Source organism: Bacillus cabrialesii (assembly GCF_004124315.2).
GTDB lineage: Bacteria > Bacillota > Bacilli > Bacillales > Bacillaceae > Bacillus > Bacillus cabrialesii.
In genome coordinates this window covers 2,526,102-2,545,344 of sequence record NZ_CP096889.1, presented here as the reverse complement: position 1 = coordinate 2,545,344, position 19,243 = coordinate 2,526,102, and the positions used below count along the sequence as shown (strand labels likewise).

Annotated in this window: 21 protein-coding genes and 1 other annotated feature; of the genes, 20 read left to right on the top strand and 1 reads right to left on the bottom strand. The window is 43.8% G+C overall.

The window, feature by feature from the left end:
* The first annotated feature begins 18 nt into the window (after positions 1-18).
* The 5 genes from dnaK to mtaB all read left to right on the top strand — a co-directional run bounded on the left by dnaK (position 19) and on the right by mtaB (position 6,290).
* A complete protein-coding gene (gene dnaK, locus EFK13_RS12950; protein WP_010334995.1) occupies positions 19-1,854 on the top strand; it encodes a molecular chaperone DnaK in 1,836 nt (611 codons plus the stop codon).
* 200 nt (positions 1,855-2,054) lie between these two features.
* Positions 2,055-3,182, top strand: coding sequence for a molecular chaperone DnaJ (gene dnaJ, locus EFK13_RS12945; protein ID WP_129508207.1), 1,128 nt, complete (start codon positions 2,055-2,057; stop codon positions 3,180-3,182).
* A 24-nt stretch (positions 3,183-3,206) separates the two neighbouring features.
* Positions 3,207-4,142, top strand: a complete 936-nt coding sequence (gene prmA, locus EFK13_RS12940; RefSeq protein ID WP_075747374.1) for a 50S ribosomal protein L11 methyltransferase — start codon at positions 3,207-3,209, stop codon at positions 4,140-4,142.
* Positions 4,143-4,164: 22 nt separating this feature from the next.
* A complete protein-coding gene (locus EFK13_RS12935; protein ID WP_129508208.1) occupies positions 4,165-4,935 on the top strand; it encodes a 16S rRNA (uracil(1498)-N(3))-methyltransferase in 771 nt (256 codons plus the stop codon).
* On the top strand, positions 4,935-6,290 hold the full coding sequence (gene mtaB / locus EFK13_RS12930; protein WP_129508209.1) for a tRNA (N(6)-L-threonylcarbamoyladenosine(37)-C(2))-methylthiotransferase MtaB: 1,356 nt from the start codon (positions 4,935-4,937) through the stop codon (positions 6,288-6,290). Before EFK13_RS12935 ends, mtaB begins: the two co-directional genes overlap by 1 nt.
* A gap of 34 nt (positions 6,291-6,324) precedes the next feature.
* Here the strand turns inward: mtaB and EFK13_RS12925 are convergent, their stop codons facing one another.
* Positions 6,325-7,248: a Na/Pi symporter gene (locus tag EFK13_RS12925; RefSeq protein WP_129508242.1), complete on the bottom strand. Its 924-nt coding sequence runs from the start codon at positions 7,246-7,248 to the stop codon at positions 6,325-6,327.
* A 172-nt stretch (positions 7,249-7,420) separates the two neighbouring features.
* Here EFK13_RS12925 and rpsU point away from each other — a divergent pair, with 172 nt between their 5' ends.
* The 15 genes from rpsU to recO all read left to right on the top strand — a co-directional run bounded on the left by rpsU (position 7,421) and on the right by recO (position 19,017).
* Positions 7,421-7,594: a 30S ribosomal protein S21 gene (gene rpsU / locus EFK13_RS12920; protein ID WP_003152957.1), complete on the top strand. Its 174-nt coding sequence runs from the start codon at positions 7,421-7,423 to the stop codon at positions 7,592-7,594.
* A gap of 14 nt (positions 7,595-7,608) precedes the next feature.
* On the top strand, positions 7,609-8,055 hold the full coding sequence (locus EFK13_RS12915) for a GatB/YqeY domain-containing protein (RefSeq protein ID WP_003230022.1): 447 nt from the start codon (positions 7,609-7,611) through the stop codon (positions 8,053-8,055).
* 130 nt (positions 8,056-8,185) lie between these two features.
* Positions 8,186-9,499, top strand: coding sequence for an NfeD family protein (locus EFK13_RS12910; RefSeq protein ID WP_129508210.1), 1,314 nt, complete (start codon positions 8,186-8,188; stop codon positions 9,497-9,499).
* Positions 9,500-9,520: 21 nt separating this feature from the next.
* A complete protein-coding gene (floA, locus tag EFK13_RS12905) occupies positions 9,521-10,516 on the top strand; it encodes a flotillin-like protein FloA (RefSeq protein ID WP_064814262.1) in 996 nt (331 codons plus the stop codon).
* A 24-nt stretch (positions 10,517-10,540) separates the two neighbouring features.
* Positions 10,541-10,960 (top strand): YqfB family membrane protein, encoded by a 420-nt coding sequence (locus EFK13_RS12900; RefSeq protein WP_129508211.1) that lies wholly within the window; start codon positions 10,541-10,543, stop codon positions 10,958-10,960.
* A 56-nt stretch (positions 10,961-11,016) separates the two neighbouring features.
* The gene (gene yqfC, locus EFK13_RS12895) at positions 11,017-11,298 is read left to right on the top strand and encodes a sporulation protein YqfC (protein WP_003237082.1); all 282 of its coding nucleotides are present in this window, start codon (positions 11,017-11,019) and stop codon (positions 11,296-11,298) included.
* Positions 11,299-11,316: 18 nt separating this feature from the next.
* Complete coding sequence (gene yqfD / locus EFK13_RS12890; protein ID WP_129508212.1) at positions 11,317-12,513, top strand: sporulation protein YqfD; 1,197 nt, start codon at positions 11,317-11,319, stop codon at positions 12,511-12,513.
* The gene (locus EFK13_RS12885) at positions 12,510-13,469 is read left to right on the top strand and encodes a PhoH family protein (protein ID WP_129508213.1); all 960 of its coding nucleotides are present in this window, start codon (positions 12,510-12,512) and stop codon (positions 13,467-13,469) included. The genes yqfD and EFK13_RS12885 overlap by 4 nt, the downstream gene beginning before the upstream one ends.
* Positions 13,470-13,547: 78 nt before the next feature.
* A complete protein-coding gene (gene pgpH, locus EFK13_RS12880; protein ID WP_129508214.1) occupies positions 13,548-15,683 on the top strand; it encodes a cyclic-di-AMP phosphodiesterase PgpH in 2,136 nt (711 codons plus the stop codon).
* Positions 15,684-16,157, top strand: a complete 474-nt coding sequence (gene ybeY / locus EFK13_RS12875; RefSeq protein ID WP_129508215.1) for an rRNA maturation RNase YbeY — start codon at positions 15,684-15,686, stop codon at positions 16,155-16,157.
* Complete coding sequence (locus EFK13_RS12870) at positions 16,138-16,509, top strand: diacylglycerol kinase family protein (protein WP_129508216.1); 372 nt, start codon at positions 16,138-16,140, stop codon at positions 16,507-16,509. The genes ybeY and EFK13_RS12870 overlap by 20 nt, the downstream gene beginning before the upstream one ends.
* A 118-nt stretch (positions 16,510-16,627) precedes the next feature.
* Positions 16,628-17,038 (top strand): cytidine deaminase, encoded by a 411-nt coding sequence (locus EFK13_RS12865; protein WP_003230049.1) that lies wholly within the window; start codon positions 16,628-16,630, stop codon positions 17,036-17,038.
* Positions 17,019-17,924, top strand: a complete 906-nt coding sequence (era, locus tag EFK13_RS12860; protein ID WP_129508217.1) for a GTPase Era — start codon at positions 17,019-17,021, stop codon at positions 17,922-17,924. Before EFK13_RS12865 ends, era begins: the two co-directional genes overlap by 20 nt.
* A gap of 145 nt (positions 17,925-18,069) precedes the next feature.
* Positions 18,070-18,213 (top strand): YqzL family protein, encoded by a 144-nt coding sequence (locus EFK13_RS12855; protein WP_129508218.1) that lies wholly within the window; start codon positions 18,070-18,072, stop codon positions 18,211-18,213.
* A gap of 36 nt (positions 18,214-18,249) precedes the next feature.
* A complete protein-coding gene (gene recO / locus EFK13_RS12850) occupies positions 18,250-19,017 on the top strand; it encodes a DNA repair protein RecO (RefSeq protein ID WP_129508219.1) in 768 nt (255 codons plus the stop codon).
* Between the two features lie 39 nt (positions 19,018-19,056).
* Positions 19,057-19,232: a binding site (T-box leader), on the top strand.
* Positions 19,233-19,243: the final 11 nt, after the last annotated feature.

The following is a 19,243-nucleotide window of genomic DNA, read 5'->3' as shown; positions in this document are numbered from 1 at the left end:
TAGCAGGAGGTAATTCAAGTGAGTAAAGTTATCGGAATCGACTTAGGAACAACAAACTCATGTGTGGCAGTGCTTGAAGGCGGAGAGCCTAAAGTTATTGCTAACGCTGAAGGAAACCGCACAACACCATCAGTTGTTGCATTCAAAAACGGCGAACGCCAAGTAGGGGAAGTGGCTAAACGCCAATCTATCACAAACCCTAACACAATCATGTCTGTTAAACGCCATATGGGTACTGATTATAAAGTTGAAATTGAAGGAAAAGATTACACTCCTCAAGAAGTGTCTGCTATCATCCTTCAACACCTTAAATCATACGCTGAAAGCTATCTTGGCGAAACAGTATCAAAAGCAGTTATCACAGTTCCTGCATACTTTAACGATGCTGAGCGTCAAGCGACAAAAGACGCTGGTAAAATTGCAGGTCTTGAAGTAGAACGTATCATCAACGAACCGACTGCAGCAGCGCTTGCATACGGACTTGATAAAACAGATGAAGATCAAACGATCCTCGTATACGACCTTGGCGGCGGTACATTCGACGTTTCAATCCTTGAGCTTGGTGACGGTGTATTCGAAGTTCGTTCAACTGCCGGTGACAACCGTTTAGGCGGAGACGATTTTGACCAAGTCATCATCGATCACCTTGTGTCTGAATTCAAAAAAGAAAACGGCATTGATCTGTCAAAAGACAAAATGGCACTTCAGCGTTTGAAAGACGCAGCTGAAAAAGCGAAAAAAGATCTTTCCGGCGTATCTTCTACGCAAATTTCTTTACCGTTTATCACAGCTGGAGAAGCAGGACCGCTTCACCTTGAACTGACATTAACTCGCGCTAAATTCGAAGAGCTTTCTTCTCATTTAGTAGAGCGCACAATGGGCCCTGTCCGTCAAGCGCTTCAAGATGCAGGCCTTTCTGCAAGCGAAATCGACAAAGTCATCCTTGTCGGCGGATCAACTCGTATCCCTGCTGTACAAGAAGCAATCAAAAAAGAAACTGGAAAAGAAGCGCATAAAGGCGTAAACCCAGATGAAGTTGTAGCGCTTGGTGCTGCGATTCAGGGCGGCGTAATCACTGGTGACGTAAAAGACGTAGTTCTTCTTGACGTTACACCGCTTTCTCTCGGTATCGAAACAATGGGCGGCGTGTTCACAAAACTGATTGACCGCAATACAACGATCCCGACAAGCAAATCTCAGGTGTTCTCAACTGCTGCTGATAACCAAACAGCTGTTGATATCCATGTTCTTCAAGGTGAGCGCCCAATGTCTGCGGACAACAAAACACTCGGCCGCTTCCAGCTTACTGATATCCCGCCGGCACCGCGCGGCGTGCCTCAAATCGAAGTTTCTTTCGATATTGACAAAAACGGTATCGTAAACGTAAGAGCAAAAGACCTAGGCACAGGAAAAGAACAAAACATCACAATCAAATCTTCTTCAGGTCTTTCTGATGATGAGATCGAACGCATGGTAAAAGAAGCGGAAGAAAATGCTGACGCTGATGCGAAGAAAAAAGAAGAAATCGAAGTCCGCAACGAAGCAGATCAGCTTGTTTTCCAAACCGAGAAAACATTAAAAGATCTTGAAGGCAAAGTGGACGAAGAACAAGTGAAAAAAGCCAACGATGCCAAAGACGCTTTAAAAGCAGCGATTGAGAAAAACGAATTTGAAGAAATCAAAGCGAAAAAAGATGAGCTTCAGACAATCGTTCAAGAGCTTTCTATGAAGCTTTATGAAGAAGCTGCTAAAGCACAGCAAGCTCAAGGCGGAGAAAACGCTGAAGGCAAAGCTGATGACAATGTTGTCGACGCTGAATACGAAGAAGTAAACGACGATCAAAACAAAAAATAAGTTCTTCTCAGAGTCAGTCCCGCTTCTGGGGGCTGACCGAAAAGAACACATTTCATAATCTGATTCAATGATTAGAAAGTCAAAGTCAGGCATCTCTTGGCTTTGACTTTTTTTCTTGCCCGGGATAAAAGGAATTGAAAAATCATAATTCAAAATGATACAATCTAATTTATGTGAGAAATTCGGGAGAGTGAAGCGAGATGAGTAAGCGTGATTACTATGAAGTGCTGGGAGTAAGTAAGAGCGCTTCAAAGGATGAAATAAAAAAAGCTTATCGGAAGCTGTCAAAGAAATATCATCCTGATATTAACAAAGAAGCCGGATCAGATGAAAAATTTAAAGAGGTAAAAGAAGCGTACGAAACGTTGTCAGATGACCAAAAACGTGCGCATTACGACCAATTTGGGCATACTGATCCTAATCAGGGATTCGGCGGCGGAGGTTTTGGCGGCGGCGATTTCGGCGGTTTTGGTTTCGATGATATTTTCTCAAGTATTTTCGGCGGAGGCACAAGACGAAGAGATCCGAACGCCCCGCGCCAAGGTGCCGATTTGCAGTATACGATGACCTTGTCGTTTGAGGATGCCGCTTTCGGTAAAGAAACAACTATCGAAATTCCGCGCGAGGAAACGTGCGATACATGTAAAGGTTCAGGTGCGAAACCTGGAACAAACCCGGAAACGTGCTCCCACTGCGGAGGCTCCGGCCAGTTAAACGTGGAGCAAAATACGCCGTTTGGCAAAGTCGTGAACAGACGGGTCTGCCACCACTGTGAAGGTACGGGCAAAATTATTAAAGACAAATGTGCGGATTGCGGCGGCAAAGGAAAAATCAAAAAACGCAAAAAAATTAACGTGACAATTCCAGCCGGTGTAGATGACGGGCAGCAGCTTCGTCTCGCGGGACAGGGTGAACCAGGCGTAAACGGCGGCCCTGCCGGGGATTTATTTGTCGTATTCCATGTGCGCGCCCACGAGTTCTTCGAGCGTGACGGAGATGATATTTACTGTGAAATGCCGTTAACGTTTGCTCAGGCAGCTCTTGGAGATGAAGTGGAAGTTCCGACGCTGCATGGAAAAGTGAAATTGAAAATTCCAGCAGGCACACAAACAGGAACAAAGTTCAGATTAAGAGGCAAAGGCGTTCAAAATGTCAGAGGCTATGGACAGGGTGACCAGCATATCGTCGTCCGTGTCGTCACGCCGACAAACCTGACAGATAAACAAAAAGACATTATACGCGAATTCGCCGAGGTCAGCGGAAACCTGCCTGACGAACAGGAAATGAGTTTCTTTGACAAGGTAAAACGCGCGTTTAAAGGCGATTAATTATTGGATGAGGAGTTGGTAGTTTTGAAATGGTCCGAATTAAGCATTCACACAACACATGAAGCGGTCGAACCTATCTCAAATATATTGCATGAAGCTGGTGCAAGTGGGGTTGTGATAGAGGACCCGCTTGATTTAATTAAAGAACGTGAGAATGTGTACGGGGAAATCTACCAGCTCGACCCCAATGATTATCCAGACGAGGGTGTCATTGTTAAAGCATACCTGCCGGTTAACAGTTTTCTAGGCGAAACGGTGGATGGCATTAAAGAAACGATTAATAATCTGCTTCTATACAATATTGATTTGGGCAGAAATCACATCACGATTTCTGAAGTGAACGAAGAAGAGTGGGCGACTGCCTGGAAAAAGTACTATCATCCTGTGAAAATTTCTGAAAAGTTTACGATTGTGCCGACGTGGGAGGAATATACGCCGGTCCATACGGATGAACTGATTATTGAAATGGACCCGGGAATGGCATTCGGCACAGGCACACACCCGACAACCGTACTCTGCATTCAGGCGCTTGAACGCTTTGTGCAAAAAGGAGATAAGGTGATTGATGTCGGTACAGGTTCCGGAATTTTAAGTATTGCGGCTGCAATGCTTGAGGCTGAATCGGTTCATGCCTACGATCTTGATCCCGTAGCTGTAGAAAGTGCACGCCTCAATCTCAAGCTGAACAAAGTGAGCGATACTGCTCAAGTGAAGCAAAACAATTTGTTAGACGGGATTGAAGGCCAGCATGATGTGATTGTTGCCAACATTTTGGCTGAAGTCATTCTTCGCTTTACTTCACAAGCGTTCAGTCTGTTAAAAGAAGGCGGCCACTTTATTACGTCAGGAATCATCGGGCACAAAAAACAAGAAGTAAAAGAAGCACTGGAACAAGCTGGCTTTACCATTGTAGAGATCCTTTCAATGGAAGATTGGGTCAGCATTATTGCGAAAAAATAACAGTTAGTAGGTGTCACAGCGTATGCAACGATATTTTATCGAGCTCACGAAGCAGCAAATGGAGGAAACGCCGGCTTTTTCGATTACCGGCGAGGATGTTCATCATATTATGAACGTGATGAGAATGAATGAGGGAGATCAGATTATCTGCTGCTCTCAGGACGGCTTTGAGGCCAAATGTGAACTTCAATCTGTTTCCAAAGATAATGTGTCCTGCCATGTGGTAGAATGGACGAATGAAAACAGAGAGCTTCCGATAAAGGTTTATATTGCGAGCGGCCTCCCGAAAGGAGATAAGCTTGAATGGATTATCCAAAAGGGGACTGAGCTCGGAGCTTATGCCTTTATTCCGTTCCAAGCCGCCCGTTCTGTTGTCAAGCTGGATGACAAAAAGGCAAAGAAAAAGCGGGAAAGATGGACGAAAATTGCGAAGGAAGCGGCTGAACAATCGTACCGTAACGAAGTGCCGCAAGTAATGGATGTCCATTCTTTTCAACAGCTTCTTCAAAGGATGCAGGATTTCGATAAATGTGTCGTTGCATACGAGGAGTCATCAAAGCAAGGGGAAATAAGCGCGTTCAGCGCGGTTATAAGCAGCCTTCCGAAAGGATCATCTCTTTTGATCGTATTTGGTCCCGAAGGCGGTTTAACAGAAGCGGAGGTAGAACGGCTCACAGAGAAAGACGGTGTGCCGTGCGGCCTCGGACCGAGAATTTTAAGGACAGAAACAGCTCCGCTATATGCGTTGAGTGCGATTTCTTATCAAACAGAGTTATTAAGAGGTGATCAATAATGGCAACTGTTGCTTTCCATACGCTTGGCTGTAAAGTCAATCATTATGAAACAGAAGCAATCTGGCAGCTTTTCAAAGAAGCGGGCTATGAAAGAAGAGACTTTGAACAAACCGCTGATGTATATGTCATTAATACATGTACGGTAACAAATACGGGAGATAAAAAAAGCCGCCAAGTGATCAGACGCGCCATTCGTCAAAATCCTGACGGTGTCATCTGTGTCACAGGCTGCTACGCGCAAACCTCGCCTGCTGAGATTATGGCGATCCCTGGTGTCGACATTGTAGTCGGAACACAGGACCGGGAAAAAATGCTCGGCTACATTGACCAATACCGAGAAGAACGCCAGCCGATTAACGGTGTCAGCAACATCATGAAAGCAAGAGTGTATGAGGAACTTGATGTACCTGCTTTCACGGACCGGACAAGAGCGTCATTGAAAATACAGGAAGGCTGCAATAATTTCTGCACATTCTGTATCATTCCGTGGGCGCGCGGCCTGCTCCGCTCCCGTGACCCTGAAGAAGTCATTAAACAAGCGCAGCAGCTTGTCGATGCCGGATATAAAGAGATTGTTCTGACGGGTATCCATACAGGCGGATACGGCGAAGATATGAAGGATTACAACTTCGCTAAGCTTTTGAGAGAATTAGACACTCGTGTTGAAGGCGTTAAGCGGATCAGAATTTCTTCAATCGAAGCCAGCCAAATCACAGACGAAGTGATCGAGGTCTTAGACCGGTCAGATAAGATTGTGAATCATTTGCATATTCCCATCCAATCCGGTTCAAACACAGTGCTTAAACGGATGAGACGTAAATATACGATGGAATTTTTCGCAGACCGTTTAAACAAATTGAAAAAAGCACTGCCAGGCTTAGCTGTTACTTCTGATGTCATTGTAGGGTTCCCTGGCGAAACAGAAGAAGAATTTATGGAAACCTATAACTTTATTAAAGAACATAAATTCTCTGAACTGCATGTTTTCCCTTACAGTAAACGTACAGGAACGCCGGCTGCGCGAATGGAAGATCAAGTGGATGAAAACGTGAAAAATGAACGTGTGCACCGCCTGATTGCTCTTTCTGACCAGCTTGCGAAGGAATATGCTTCTCAGTATGAAAATGAAGTGCTTGAGATTATCCCTGAGGAAGCGTATAAGGAAACAGAAGAAGAGAACATGTTTGTCGGTTACACAGACAACTATATGAAAGTCGTTTTCAAAGGTACGGAAGATATGATCGGCAAAATCGTGAAAGTCAAAATTCTAAAAGCAGGCTATCCTTATAACGAAGGGCAATTCGTCCGTGTTGTTGAAGATGAAATAACAGAACACATGCGTTTGTCTTCTTAACCTAAAAACCGGTGCAGCTACATGTACCGGTTTTTTATTTGGCTGGAATAAGGAAGTGAATCAATCGGTAAAACAAGTTTGTAAGCGGAAGAAATAAAAGAGCTGTCACCACATTAAATAAAAGACTGAAATGCGCGATCCTTTGTGCGGGATCAGCTGATAACTGTTCTACAAATCCGGTCGCTGCCGCCAGGAAAGGAAATACAAGAACCACTCCCAGCACGTTAAACACCACATGGGCATAGGCTGTCTGTTTCGCCGCATATCCGCCGGATACAGCAGCCATGACAGCTGTAACGCATGTCCCGATATTTGACCCCAGCACGACGCTCATCGCCTGTGTCAGTCCGATAATGCCTTCATTCATAAAGCTCATCAAAATGCCGATACAAACAGAGCTTGAATGAATGATCGCAGTTAACACCATACCGATGAGTAAAGCGGACCAGTTTGAATCGTTAACGTGGTATAGAACTTCCGCGCCCGTTTTCAGCTTTGTAAGCGGCCCAGCAAGGTGGCTGAACCCGCTGATGCAAAAAAAGATGATGCCGAGACCGAGGAAGCTTGTGCCCAGCTGTTTCAAAGGATACTTGCCGGTCAGAAAAAACAATGCACCGCCTATCAAAAGAATCCAAATCAAAACATCCATTTTGATGGCGATAAATTCAGTTGTAAAGGTCGATCCGACATTTGTTCCCAGAATCATTGGTATCGTCCGCTTAAAAGAAAGAACGCCCGCACTTACAAAGCCGATGACAATGACCATAAAGGCTGAACTGCTTTGAAGAATTCCCGTAAATACAATACTGATAAGAAATGCTTTTAACGGATGATCCGTAAATAAAAGCAAACGGTCTTCGATTTTTGAGTACGCCATGGAAATTAAGCCTTTTCGAAGCATGTTCATGCCTGCGAGAAAGAATAATATAAGAGCAGTAAAACTGATCAGAATCAACATCTTATTCACCAACCCCTTTCCATCATTATATAGACAGGCAGTCGCACTCATGACGGAAAAGTGAACTCACTTAGTTGACCTGACTGATGGCTTATATTATAATGTCAAAGTACATGTTTATATGTGTAACTTAAAGGTAGTCGATTGGTGTATTCGGAGGGAGGGAAAGAGAATGTCAAAAACGGTCGTTAGAAAAAACGAATCGCTTGAAGATGCTCTTCGTCGCTTCAAACGCAGTGTATCAAAGACAGGTACTTTGCAAGAAGCAAGAAAGCGTGAATTTTATGAAAAACCTAGCGTAAAGCGCAAGAAAAAGTCTGAAGCTGCTAGAAAACGCAAATTCTAAAAGAGGGTGGATTTATGAGTCTTCTTGAGCGTCTTAACCAGGATATGAAGCTATATATGAAAAACCGTGAGAAAGACAAACTGACTGTCGTTCGAATGGTTAAGGCTTCACTTCAAAATGAAGCAATTAAGCTTAAGAAAGACAGTTTGACCGAGGATGAGGAACTCACTGTCCTTTCTCGTGAACTTAAGCAACGTAAAGACTCCCTCCAGGAATTTTCAAACGCTAATCGTTTAGATTTAGTAGATAAAGTTCAAAAAGAGCTGGACATTTTAGAAGTTTATTTACCTGAGCAGCTGTCAGAAGAAGAGCTGCGTACAATCGTAAATGAAACCATCGCGGAGGTCGGTGCGAGCTCAAAAGCGGACATGGGCAAAGTGATGGGGGCAATTATGCCTAAAGTAAAAGGTAAAGCTGACGGAAGTTTAATTAATAAACTTGTGAGCAGTCAACTGTCTTAAATGGCAAAGAAAAGGACATCTTTCTAAGAGAGATGTCTTTTTTTATACATAAAAAAATGAAACCTTTGATACATTTGTTACGTATGAAGAGAAGGCACTTATTATAAAAGGAAGGAGGGATACACCGCCCTTGCTTCACATCAAAGGATTCCGTGTTGCTCTATTGAGCATATTTTTACTTTCTTTATTAGGCGTACAGCTGAACGCAAAAGCAGAAAAACAAACGGTTTATGTGATCCCGGTTGACAAAAATGTCGAACAGGGCCTCGTCTCATTTTTGTCCCGTTCGTTACAGGATGCAAAGGAAGCGCATGCAGATCATATTATTCTTGATATCAATACGCCGGGAGGATTGGTCAAATCAGCTATTGATATAGCGGATTCGATAACTGAAAGCGAGATTCCTGTAACTGCATATGTAAATAAACGCGCGTTGTCAGCTGGCGCATATATCGCCCTGCAAGCCGATCACATTTATATGGCGCCTGGCGGAAAAATGGGAGCGGCCGCGATTATCGACGGCAAAGGCAATGCCGCTGACCAAAAAGCTGAATCACTTTGGCTGGCAGAAATGGAAGATGCCGCAGTGAAAAATAACCGTGATCCTAAATATGCGCTCGCAATGGCTGACCCGGACATAGATGCCAAGGAAGTCGGCGCGCCGAAGGGAGATCTGCTGACACTTAACGCTGATAAGGCGATTGATGTAGGCTATTCAGAAGGCACTGTTGACAACTTATCCGCTCTCGTAAAGAAGCTTGGGTTTGAAAAAGCGCATATCAGCTATGCAAAGGAAAGCTTTGCAGAAAAAGCAGCAAGATGGCTGACGAACCCGATCATTGTTCCTATTCTGCTGACAATCGCTTTTTTAGGTCTGACGGTTGAGCTTTTTTCCCCGGGTGTCGGCATTCCTGGAACGGTTGGATGCATCGCTTTGCTGCTGTTCTTTTACGGACATCTCGCAACAGGCCTTGCCGGATACGAGACAGTACTCCTCTTTATAGCAGGGGTGATCCTCATCCTGCTTGAAATTTTCCTTCCCGGAGGAATCATTGGATTACTGGGCTTAGGAGCGATTGTTGCGAGCCTGTTTTTAGCCGCGGGTAGCTTCACTGTCATGGCGGTTTCTCTCTTGATCGCCTCAGCTGTTTCGATGACAGCTTTCATTTTACTGACAAGGGTGTTGGGAAAGCGTATGAAATTCTTTAAGAAATTGATATTAAACGATTCTACAAATACGGAAAGCGGCTACGTATCAAATCAAACACGCACAGATCTAATGGGCAAAGTGGGTGTCACCTTTACGCCGCTGCGTCCCGCCGGTACCGTCATTATTGATGATGAACGTCTTGACGTCGTTTCAGAGGGATCGTTTACAGAAAAAGATAAGAAAGTAAAAGTCATTAAAGTAGAAGGCTCACGCATTGTCGTGAGAGAAATTTAAATAGAAACGAGGAGAAGTTATATGGATCCGTCAACACTTATGATTCTGGCAATTGTCGCAGTCGCGATCATTGTCTTGGCTGTATTTTTCACATTTGTGCCTGTGATGCTTTGGATTTCAGCTTTAGCAGCAGGAGTAAAAATCAGCATATTCACTTTAGTAGGGATGAGGCTTCGCCGCGTCATACCGAATCGTGTGGTGAACCCGCTGATAAAAGCGCATAAAGCAGGACTGAATGTTGGAACAAACCAGCTTGAAAGCCACTACCTGGCCGGAGGTAATGTTGATAGAGTTGTCAACGCGCTTATCGCCGCCCAGCGCGCGAACATTGAACTCACATTTGAACGCTGTGCTGCCATAGATCTTGCGGGCCGGGATGTTTTGGAAGCTGTTCAAATGAGCGTTAATCCTAAGGTCATTGAAACGCCGTTTATTGCCGGTGTGGCCATGGACGGGATTGAAGTGAAAGCGAAAGCGAGAATCACAGTAAGAGCGAATATCGAACGTCTTGTCGGGGGAGCGGGGGAAGAAACTATTGTTGCCCGTGTCGGTGAAGGGATCGTCTCTACAATCGGTTCATCCGAAAATCACAAAAAAGTGCTTGAAAACCCCGACATGATTTCTCAGACGGTACTTGGAAAGGGCTTGGACTCAGGAACGGCATTTGAAATTCTCTCGATTGATATTGCTGATGTTGACATCGGTAAAAACATCGGTGCGATTTTACAAACTGATCAGGCCGAGGCTGATAAAAACATCGCGCAGGCAAAAGCGGAAGAACGCCGTGCGATGGCTGTTGCTCAAGAACAGGAAATGCGCGCCCGCGTAGAAGAAATGCGCGCGAAAGTGGTAGAGGCCGAAGCGGAAGTGCCGCTTGCGATGGCGGAAGCTTTGCGTGAAGGGAATATTGGCGTCATGGATTACATGAATATCAAAAACATCGATGCTGACACAGAAATGCGTGATTCATTCGGCAAGCTGACGAAAGATTCGTCTGATGAAGACCGCAAATCATAATCTCTCTAAGAAGGGAGAACGCTGATGGAAGATATACTGACCAATCCGCTTATTATTGCAGCGATTATCGGAATTATTTCTGCGATTTTCGGCAAAAAGAGCAAAGAAGAAAAGAAAAACAGCCAAAACAGAAAAAAACCTCAGCAGGTGCAAACGGCTTCTCCTCAAAAGAAGCACCCAACAGAAGAAGCTCCTATACCTATTCCTAACCGCATGGAACAGGTAAGACGGGAAGCGGAAGAAAGACGCAGAGAAACAGAAAGAAACCTGAAAGGGCTGGAACGTGATCTTGCTGCGGCTAAACAAAAAGCAGTATACACAAAACAAAAAATGCTCCAGGTTAATAAAGACACCGTGGTGCAGGGGATCGTCTTAGGAGAGGTATTCGGACCTCCGAGGGCGAAAAAACCTCACCATACGATGCGCTCAGCCCGTAAAAATTAAAGTGTTAGAACCTCCTTTCAAATCATACATATGAGATGAAAGGGGGTTCTTTTTGTATGGGGCAAAGAAAGAATCGAGTGAAAGCTTGGCTGACAAGAGCATTGGAAATTCCCCCGGACGTTATGATGGATCTGCCGCGGATTACAATGGTTGGCAGACTTCATATCTACATAGAAAACCACAGAGGCCTTTTGCTGTTCAGTGAGAATGAAGTGAGGCTGATGCTGAAGCAGGGCCAGTGCATCATATCAGGTAAAAACTTTGTCATCAAGGCGATTCTTCCGGAAGAAATTCTTTTGGAGGGTACGATTGATGTCGTTCGATATGTTGAGTCATAAAGCCGAGGGGGAAATGTTGTGAAAAATAAATGGCTGTCTTTTTTTTCGGGTAAGGTCCAGCTTGAATTGACGGGAAGAGGGATTGAACGGCTTCTTAATGAATGCACAAGACAGGGGATTCCGGTCTTTTATGTCAAAAAAAAGAAAGAAGCCGTATCGTTATATATACAGCTTCAGGATGTACATGCCTTTCGGCGGGTGAGAAGAAAATTTAAATGTAAAGCCCGATTTATCAATCGGAAGGGATTTCCTTTCCTATTGCTGAAATCAAAGCTGAATATAGGGTTTACGATCGGTTTTGCGATGTTTTTCATCCTTTTGTTTTTGCTTTCCAATATGGTGTGGAAAATTGATGTGACAGGCGCTAAACCTGAAACGGAACATCAAATGATGCAGCATCTTAAAGAAATCGGCGTCAAAAAGGGGCGTCTGCAGTTTTTAATGATGTCTCCAGAAAAAATACAAAAATCGCTAACCAATGGAATAGACAATATCACCTGGGTCGGAGTTGACCTGAAGGGAACGACCATTCACATGAAAGTCGTAGAGAAAAATGAGCCCGAAAAAGAAAAGTATGTCAGCCCGCGTGATATTGTCGCCAAAAAGAAAGCGACCATTACAAGAATGTATGTCCAAAAAGGCCAGCCGATGGCCGCAATCCACGATCATGTGGAAAAGGGGCAGCTGCTTGTTTCGGGGCTGATCGGCAACGAAGAGCATCAGCAGGAAGTCGCCTCAAAAGCAACAATTTACGGAGAAACCTGGTACAGGTCTGAAGTGACAGTCCCGCTTGAGACATTATTTAACGTCTATACGGGCAAAGTAAGGACAAAGCACAAGCTTTCTTTTGGCTCTTTGGCAATCCCGATCTGGGGGATGACGTTTAAAAAAGAGGAATTAAAGCACCCAAAAACAGAACAAGAAAAGCATTCGCTGAATTTTCTCGGATTTAAGCTCCCTGTGTCCTATATCAAAGAGCAAACGAGAGAAAGTGAAGAGGCTTTGCGAAAATATACGAAAGAAGAAGCAGTTCAAGAAGGCATTAAAATGGGTAAACAGGATGTAGAGGATAAAATAGGCGAAAACGGCGAGGTGAAAAGTGAAAAAGTTTTGCACCAGACTGTTGAGAATGGTAAAGTAAAGTTGATTATTCTCTACCAAGTTATAGAAGATATCGTTCAAACCACACCTATTGTCAGGGAGACTGAAGAATGACAGAACATTTACTTGCGATGAATCAAAAACTGAAAAGCCCGGACGAGGCGCTTTCACTGTTCGGGAACCAAGATTCTTTTTTGAAATTGATGGAGAAAGATCTGAACGTAAATATCATTACGCGCGGCGAAACGATTTATGTTTCAGGCGATGAAGAATCGTTTCAGATTGCAGACAGGCTGCTGGGATCGCTCCTCGCTTTAATTCGCAAGGGGATAGAGATCTCTGAACGTGATGTGATTTACGCCGTCAAAATGGCAAAAAAGAATGAACTTGAATACTTTGAAAGCATGTATGAAGAAGAAATCACCAAAAACGCTAAAGGCAAATCAATCCGTGTAAAAACGATGGGACAGCGGGAATACGTGGCCGCTATGAAGCGGAATGACCTTGTGTTCGGCATCGGCCCGGCGGGTACCGGGAAAACGTACCTGGCTGTCGTGAAAGCAGTCCATGCTTTAAAAAACGGCCATATCAAAAAAATCATTTTAACAAGACCTGCTGTGGAAGCTGGTGAAAGCCTTGGTTTTCTGCCGGGTGACCTCAAAGAAAAAGTAGATCCTTATTTGCGCCCGCTGTATGACGCTCTTCATGATGTGCTTGGAGCAGATCATACAGAACGTCTGATGGAAAGAGGCATTATCGAAATAGCTCCGCTTGCATATATGAGGGGTCGGACGCTTGATGATGCTTATGTTATACTGGATGAAGCACAGAATACCACGCCTGCTCAAATGAAAATGTTTTTGACGAGACTGGGTTTTGGCTCTAAAATGATCATTACAGGTGACGTTAGCCAAATTGATCTGCCGAAAGGCGTCAAATCGGGACTTGCAGTAGCGAAGGAGATGCTGAAAGGAATAGACGGCATTTCTATAATTGAGCTAGACCAGACAGACGTGGTCAGACATCCGCTTGTTGCGAAAATTATTGAAGCATACGATAAGCAAAATTAATGCTGAATGACCCGATCGCGCGTTATCGGGTCATTTTTATGATTGCTTATGGGCTTGATGTTTCAAGAGGAGGTTCTTGTGTTGAAAAAGAAGGGGAAGACCAAAAGCAGTCAAAAAAAATGGCGCATCTTTAAAAATGCCCGCTCCATGCACGTACTGCTGTATCTTCTGCTGGCTGCCATTATGTTTGCTTTGCTCTTTGTACATGTTAAGCCGGAAACACTTGATTTAGACCTGTTTTCAGTCAGCGACAAGACCATTTATGCTCCGGCAACCGTTGAAGATCAAAAAGCCACAGAGGAAAAAAAGCAGGCCGCTGAGGACGCGGTTGAAGATCAATATACATTGAAAAAAGACTATACAGACAACCGGATCGACCTTGTGTCATCTATATTCGACAGTATCAGCGAAGTGAAAAAGTCAGCGGAAGAAAGCAGCAAATCACCATCGGAAAAATCAATGGTTAAGTCTGTGAAGGACAAGTTGACGTCAGATGTGAACGATTCAATTTCAGAGGAGTCCATCAAGACATTGCTGAAAGCAGACAGTGAAGACTTTTCTTTCGTCAGAGATACGGTCATTACGGCAGTGAATACGGTGATGAGCAGTGAAATCCCGTCGGATAAACTATCAGATGCAAAGGATAAAGTAGAAAAAGAGCTAAAGAGCAATTCCATCCCGTCTAAATACCTGGGAGCTGCGACGGAAATCGGGCGTTTTGCTATTATTCCGAATTACGTCTTTGATCCAAAAGCGACAGAGGCAAAGCGTCAGGAAGCGTCAGACAATGTCCAGCAGGTTCAGATCAAACAGGGGCAGGTGCTCGTTGAAGAAAATGACCTCATTGATCGGGAAGTGTACAGAAAACTCGAGCTGACGGGATTATTAAATAACTCCAACCTCTTTAAACCGATCAGCGGCCTATTGATTATGATCGGGCTTTTCATTGCAACTCTTGTATATTATTTTGAAAAACAGAAACAAAACCTGAAGTTTAAAAACCAATCCATCCTGCTGTTCTCCATTATCACAACACTATTGCTTGTCATCATGGAGGTTGTCAGTTTATTTCAGAAGATGGAATATAATAATATCGGCTATCTTGTTCCTATTGCGGCCGGCGCGATCTTAATCAAACTGCTGATGAATGAACGCATCGCCATTTTGGGAAGTATCATTCTTGCGATTTGCGGAAGTATGATGTTTAATCAGGGTGTGACAGGAACATTCAATTATGTCATCGGAATTTATTATTTGATCAGCGGGATTTCAGGTGTTTTATTTTTAGGAAAACACAATGCCAGATCAAAGATTTTGCAGACTGGGCTTTTCGTGGCGTTTATCAATATGGTTGTCGTTCTTTCCTTGTTATTAATCCAAAACACCGCGCTGTCGGGTCTTGAAATCGGCACGTTAATGCTGATGGGCGTTGTGTCAGGCTTTGCTTCGTCTGTATTGATTATCGGCTTGATGCCGTTTTTTGAGACGGGCTTTGGCATTTTATCCACGATGAGGCTGATCGAGCTGTCTAATCCGAACCATCCGCTGCTGCGCAAAATATTAACAGAAACACCAGGTACATATCATCATAGTGTAATGGTCGCCAATTTGTCAGAGGCAGCCTGTGAGGCGGTGGGCGCGAATGGTTTGCTTGCAAGAGTTGGCGCGTATTACCACGACCTTGGAAAAACAAAGCGTCCGCAATATTTTATTGAAAACCAAATGAATATTGACAATCCGCATGACAAACTGTCTCCTCAGCTGAGTAAAAATATCATCATTTCGCATACCACTGATGGTGCGAACATGCTGAGAAGCTATAAATTTCCGAAAGAGCTTGTCGATATTGCTGAGCAGCATCATGGCACCTCGCTTTTAAAGTTCTTTTATTATAAAGCGAAGGAAAAAGGCGACCAGACTACTGAAGAAGAGTTCCGTTATCCGGGACCGAAGCCGCAGTCAAAGGAAGCCGCGATTATTTCAGTGGCAGACAGTGTTGAAGCGGCTGTCAGATCCATGCACAATCCAAATCCAGAACGAATTGAAAAGCTTGTCCGGGGTATTATATCCGATAAGCTTCAGGACGGACAGTTCAGTGAATGCGATTTGACATTTAAGGAGCTGGATACAATCGCAAAAACGCTCTGTGCAACATTAAAAGGAATTTTCCACTCCCGGATCGAATATCCGGAGGCTACTAAGAAGGTGAAATAGATGGGTTTATTGATTGATATCGTTGATGAAACGGGTAGTGTCTCAGAAGAGATGCTCAAAGAAGTAGAAAATCTGCTTCAATTTGCCGCTGAGCGTGAAGGCGTTCAGGATCAGGCTGAAGTGTCTGTCACGATCGTTACTAATGAAGACATACAGCAGATTAATAAAGAGTATCGCGGAAAGGATGCGCCGACAGACGTCATCTCATTTGCTCTTGAAGAAGAGGGGGAAGGCGAGATCGAGATCGTGGGCGCCGAAATTCCGCCTGTTTTAGGTGATATTATCATCAGTGCGGATCGCACAAGAGAGCAGGCAGAGGAATATAATCATTCCTTTAAAAGGGAGCTCGGGTTTCTAGCCGTGCACGGATTCCTTCACCTTTTAGGATATGACCATATGACGAAAGAGGAAGAAGAGGAGATGTTTACTAAGCAAAAGGATTTGCTGGACGCCTATGGACTCAAGAGATCATAGAAATGAGCTGAGGCGATTCTTCAAAAGCTTCGTGCATGCAGGCCGGGGCATCTGGAAAACAGCGCGGACGGAGCGGAACTTTCAATTTCATGCCGCTGCCGCCTGTGCTGTTCTTGTTTGCGGCTTCCTCGTGGGGCTCAGCTCGATTGAGTGGGCGATTATTTTCCTTTTGATCGGCGGAATGTTTTCGCTTGAGCTTTTAAATACAGCCATTGAACATACGGTTGATTTAATTACAGACAAGCATCACCCTCTCGCTAAAGCGGCTAAGGACGCTGCCGCCGGGGCTGTTTGCGTTTTTGCCGTTATTTCGTGTATCATTGGTTTACTTATTTTTTTGCCAAAGCTGTAATGGCTGAAAATTCTTACATTTATTTTACATTTTTAGAAATGGGCGTGAAAAAAAGAGCGCGATTATGTAAAATATAAAGTGATAGCGGTACCATTATAGGTAAGAGAGGAATGTACACATGAACAGACAAGAATTAATAACAGAAGCTTTAAAAGCGCGTGATATGGCATATGCGCCGTATTCCAAGTTCCAAGTAGGAGCCGCTCTTCTTACCAAGGATGGAAAAGTGTACAGAGGCTGCAACATCGAGAATGCGGCATATAGCATGTGCAATTGCGCTGAGCGTACCGCTTTATTTAAAGCTGTTTCTGAAGGCGATACAGAGTTTCAGATGCTAGCCGTTGCGGCTGACACCCCTGGACCGGTATCTCCGTGCGGAGCCTGCCGACAGGTGATATCTGAGCTTTGCACAAAGGACGTTATTGTCGTACTAACCAATTTACAAGGACAAATAAAAGAAATGACTGTGGAAGAATTATTGCCAGGCGCATTTTCATCGGAGGATTTACATGACGAACGAAAGCTTTAAATCAGGATTTGTATCCATTATTGGAAGACCAAACGTAGGAAAATCTACATTTTTGAACAGAGTCATTGGACAAAAAATCGCGATCATGAGCGATAAGCCCCAAACGACGAGAAACAAGGTGCAAGGAGTTTTAACGACAGGCACATCACAAACGATATTTATTGACACACCAGGGATTCATAAACCTAAGCATAAGCTTGGGGACTTTATGATGAAAGTGGCGCAAAATACATTAAAAGAAGTCGATTTGGTCTTGTTTATGATCAACGCCGAGGAAGGATACGGGAAGGGCGACGAATTCATCATTGAGAAATTGCAGAAGATGTCTACGCCTGTATTTTTAATCGTAAACAAAATTGACAAAATTCATCCCGATCAGTTGCTTCTGTTAATTGACGAATACCGCGGACGTTATCCTTTTAAGGAAATTGTTCCAATTTCCGCTTTAGAAGGTAATAATATTGAAACATTGCTCGCTCAGATAGAAGCGTATTTGCCGGAAGGGCCGCAATTCTATCCAAGTGACCAAGTAACCGATCACCCGGAACGCTTTATTATTTCTGAATTAATCAGGGAAAAGGTGCTGCACCTGACGAGAGAAGAAATTCCGCATAGTATCGCTGTGGCCATAGAATCCATCAAAGGACAGGACAATGGTTCTATTCACGTAGCGGCAACGATTGTGGTCGAACGGGATTCCCAGAAAGGCATCGTAATCGGTAAAAAAGGAAGCCTTCTGAAAGAGGTCGGAAAAAGAGCGAGAGAGGATATTGAAGCGCTGTTAGGCTCCCGTGTCTACCTTGAATTGTGGGTGAAAGTCCAGAAAGACTGGCGTAATAAAATGTCCCAGCTTCGCGATTTCGGCTTTAAAGAGGACGAATATTAATTTCTTGCTGTGTGTCATTATCTCACAGAAACAGGGATGCATTAACAAATTTTGTTTAACATGAAATGGAGGACATCTGGTCAAGATAAAGGTAAGAATTTGGAGTTTAGGTAAGCTAGTTTAACTACAGAAAGGTGGGTTTCTTGTGTTGAATTTTACCTGGAACGTATTTTCTCAAACAGGAAATGTTGATACGTATCTTCTTTTTAAAGAACTGGAAAAAGAGAACATGGAAAGACCCGATGAACTAGAAGATGAGCTAGCCCGATTTGATTATCCAATTTTATAAACCTCTTGGCCGCTCCTGCTTTAGGAAGGTGCGGAAATGCTGACAAAATGTGAAGGGATCGTTCTTCGCACAAATGATTACGGAGAGACGAATAAAATCGTTACTTTACTGACAAGAGAACACGGAAAAATAGGTGTTATGGCAAGAGGCGCCAAAAAACCGAACAGCCGTTTATCAGCAGTCAGCCAGCCCTTTTTGTATGGTTCATTCTTAATGCAAAAAACAACGGGTCTCGGAACGCTTCAGCAGGGTGAAATGATCCTCAGCATGAGAGGCATTAGGGAAGATTTGTTTTTAACAGCATATGCTGCGTATATTGCTGAGCTAGTCGATAAAGGCACAGAAGAAAAGAAGCCTAACCCTTATTTGTTTGAATTCATTTTAGAATCGTTTAAACAGCTGAATGAAGGAACAGATCCGGATGTCATCACATTCATTGCTCAAATGAAAATGCTCGGTGTCATGGGGCTATATCCTGAGCTGAATCATTGTGTGCATTGTAAAAGCCAAGACGGGACCTTTCATTTCTCTGTCCGCGATAACGGCTTTATTTGCCATCGCTGTTTTGAAAAAGATCCTTACAGGGTCCCGATTAAACCCCAAACGGCAAGGCTGTTGAGACTGTTTTATTACTTCGATCTGACGAGGCTGGGCAATGTGTCTTTAAAACAGGAAACAAAAGCTGAATTAAAGCAAGTGATTGATTTATATTATGAAGAATATTCAGGGTTATATTTAAAATCGAAGCGCTTTTTAGATCAAATGGAAAGCATGAAACACCTTATGGGTGAAAACAAAAGTTGACATCTGGTCCATCTTTTTATATGATCATTTATTATAAAATATGTTGCAGTGAGAGAAAGAAGTACTTGCGTTTACCTCATGAAAGCGACCTTAGGGCGGTGTAAGCTAAGGATGAGCACGCAACGAAAGGCATTCTTGAGCAATTTCAAAAAAAGAGGCTGGGATATTGTTCTCAGCAACTAGGGTGGAACCGCGGGAGAACTCTCGTCCCTATGTTTGCGGCTTG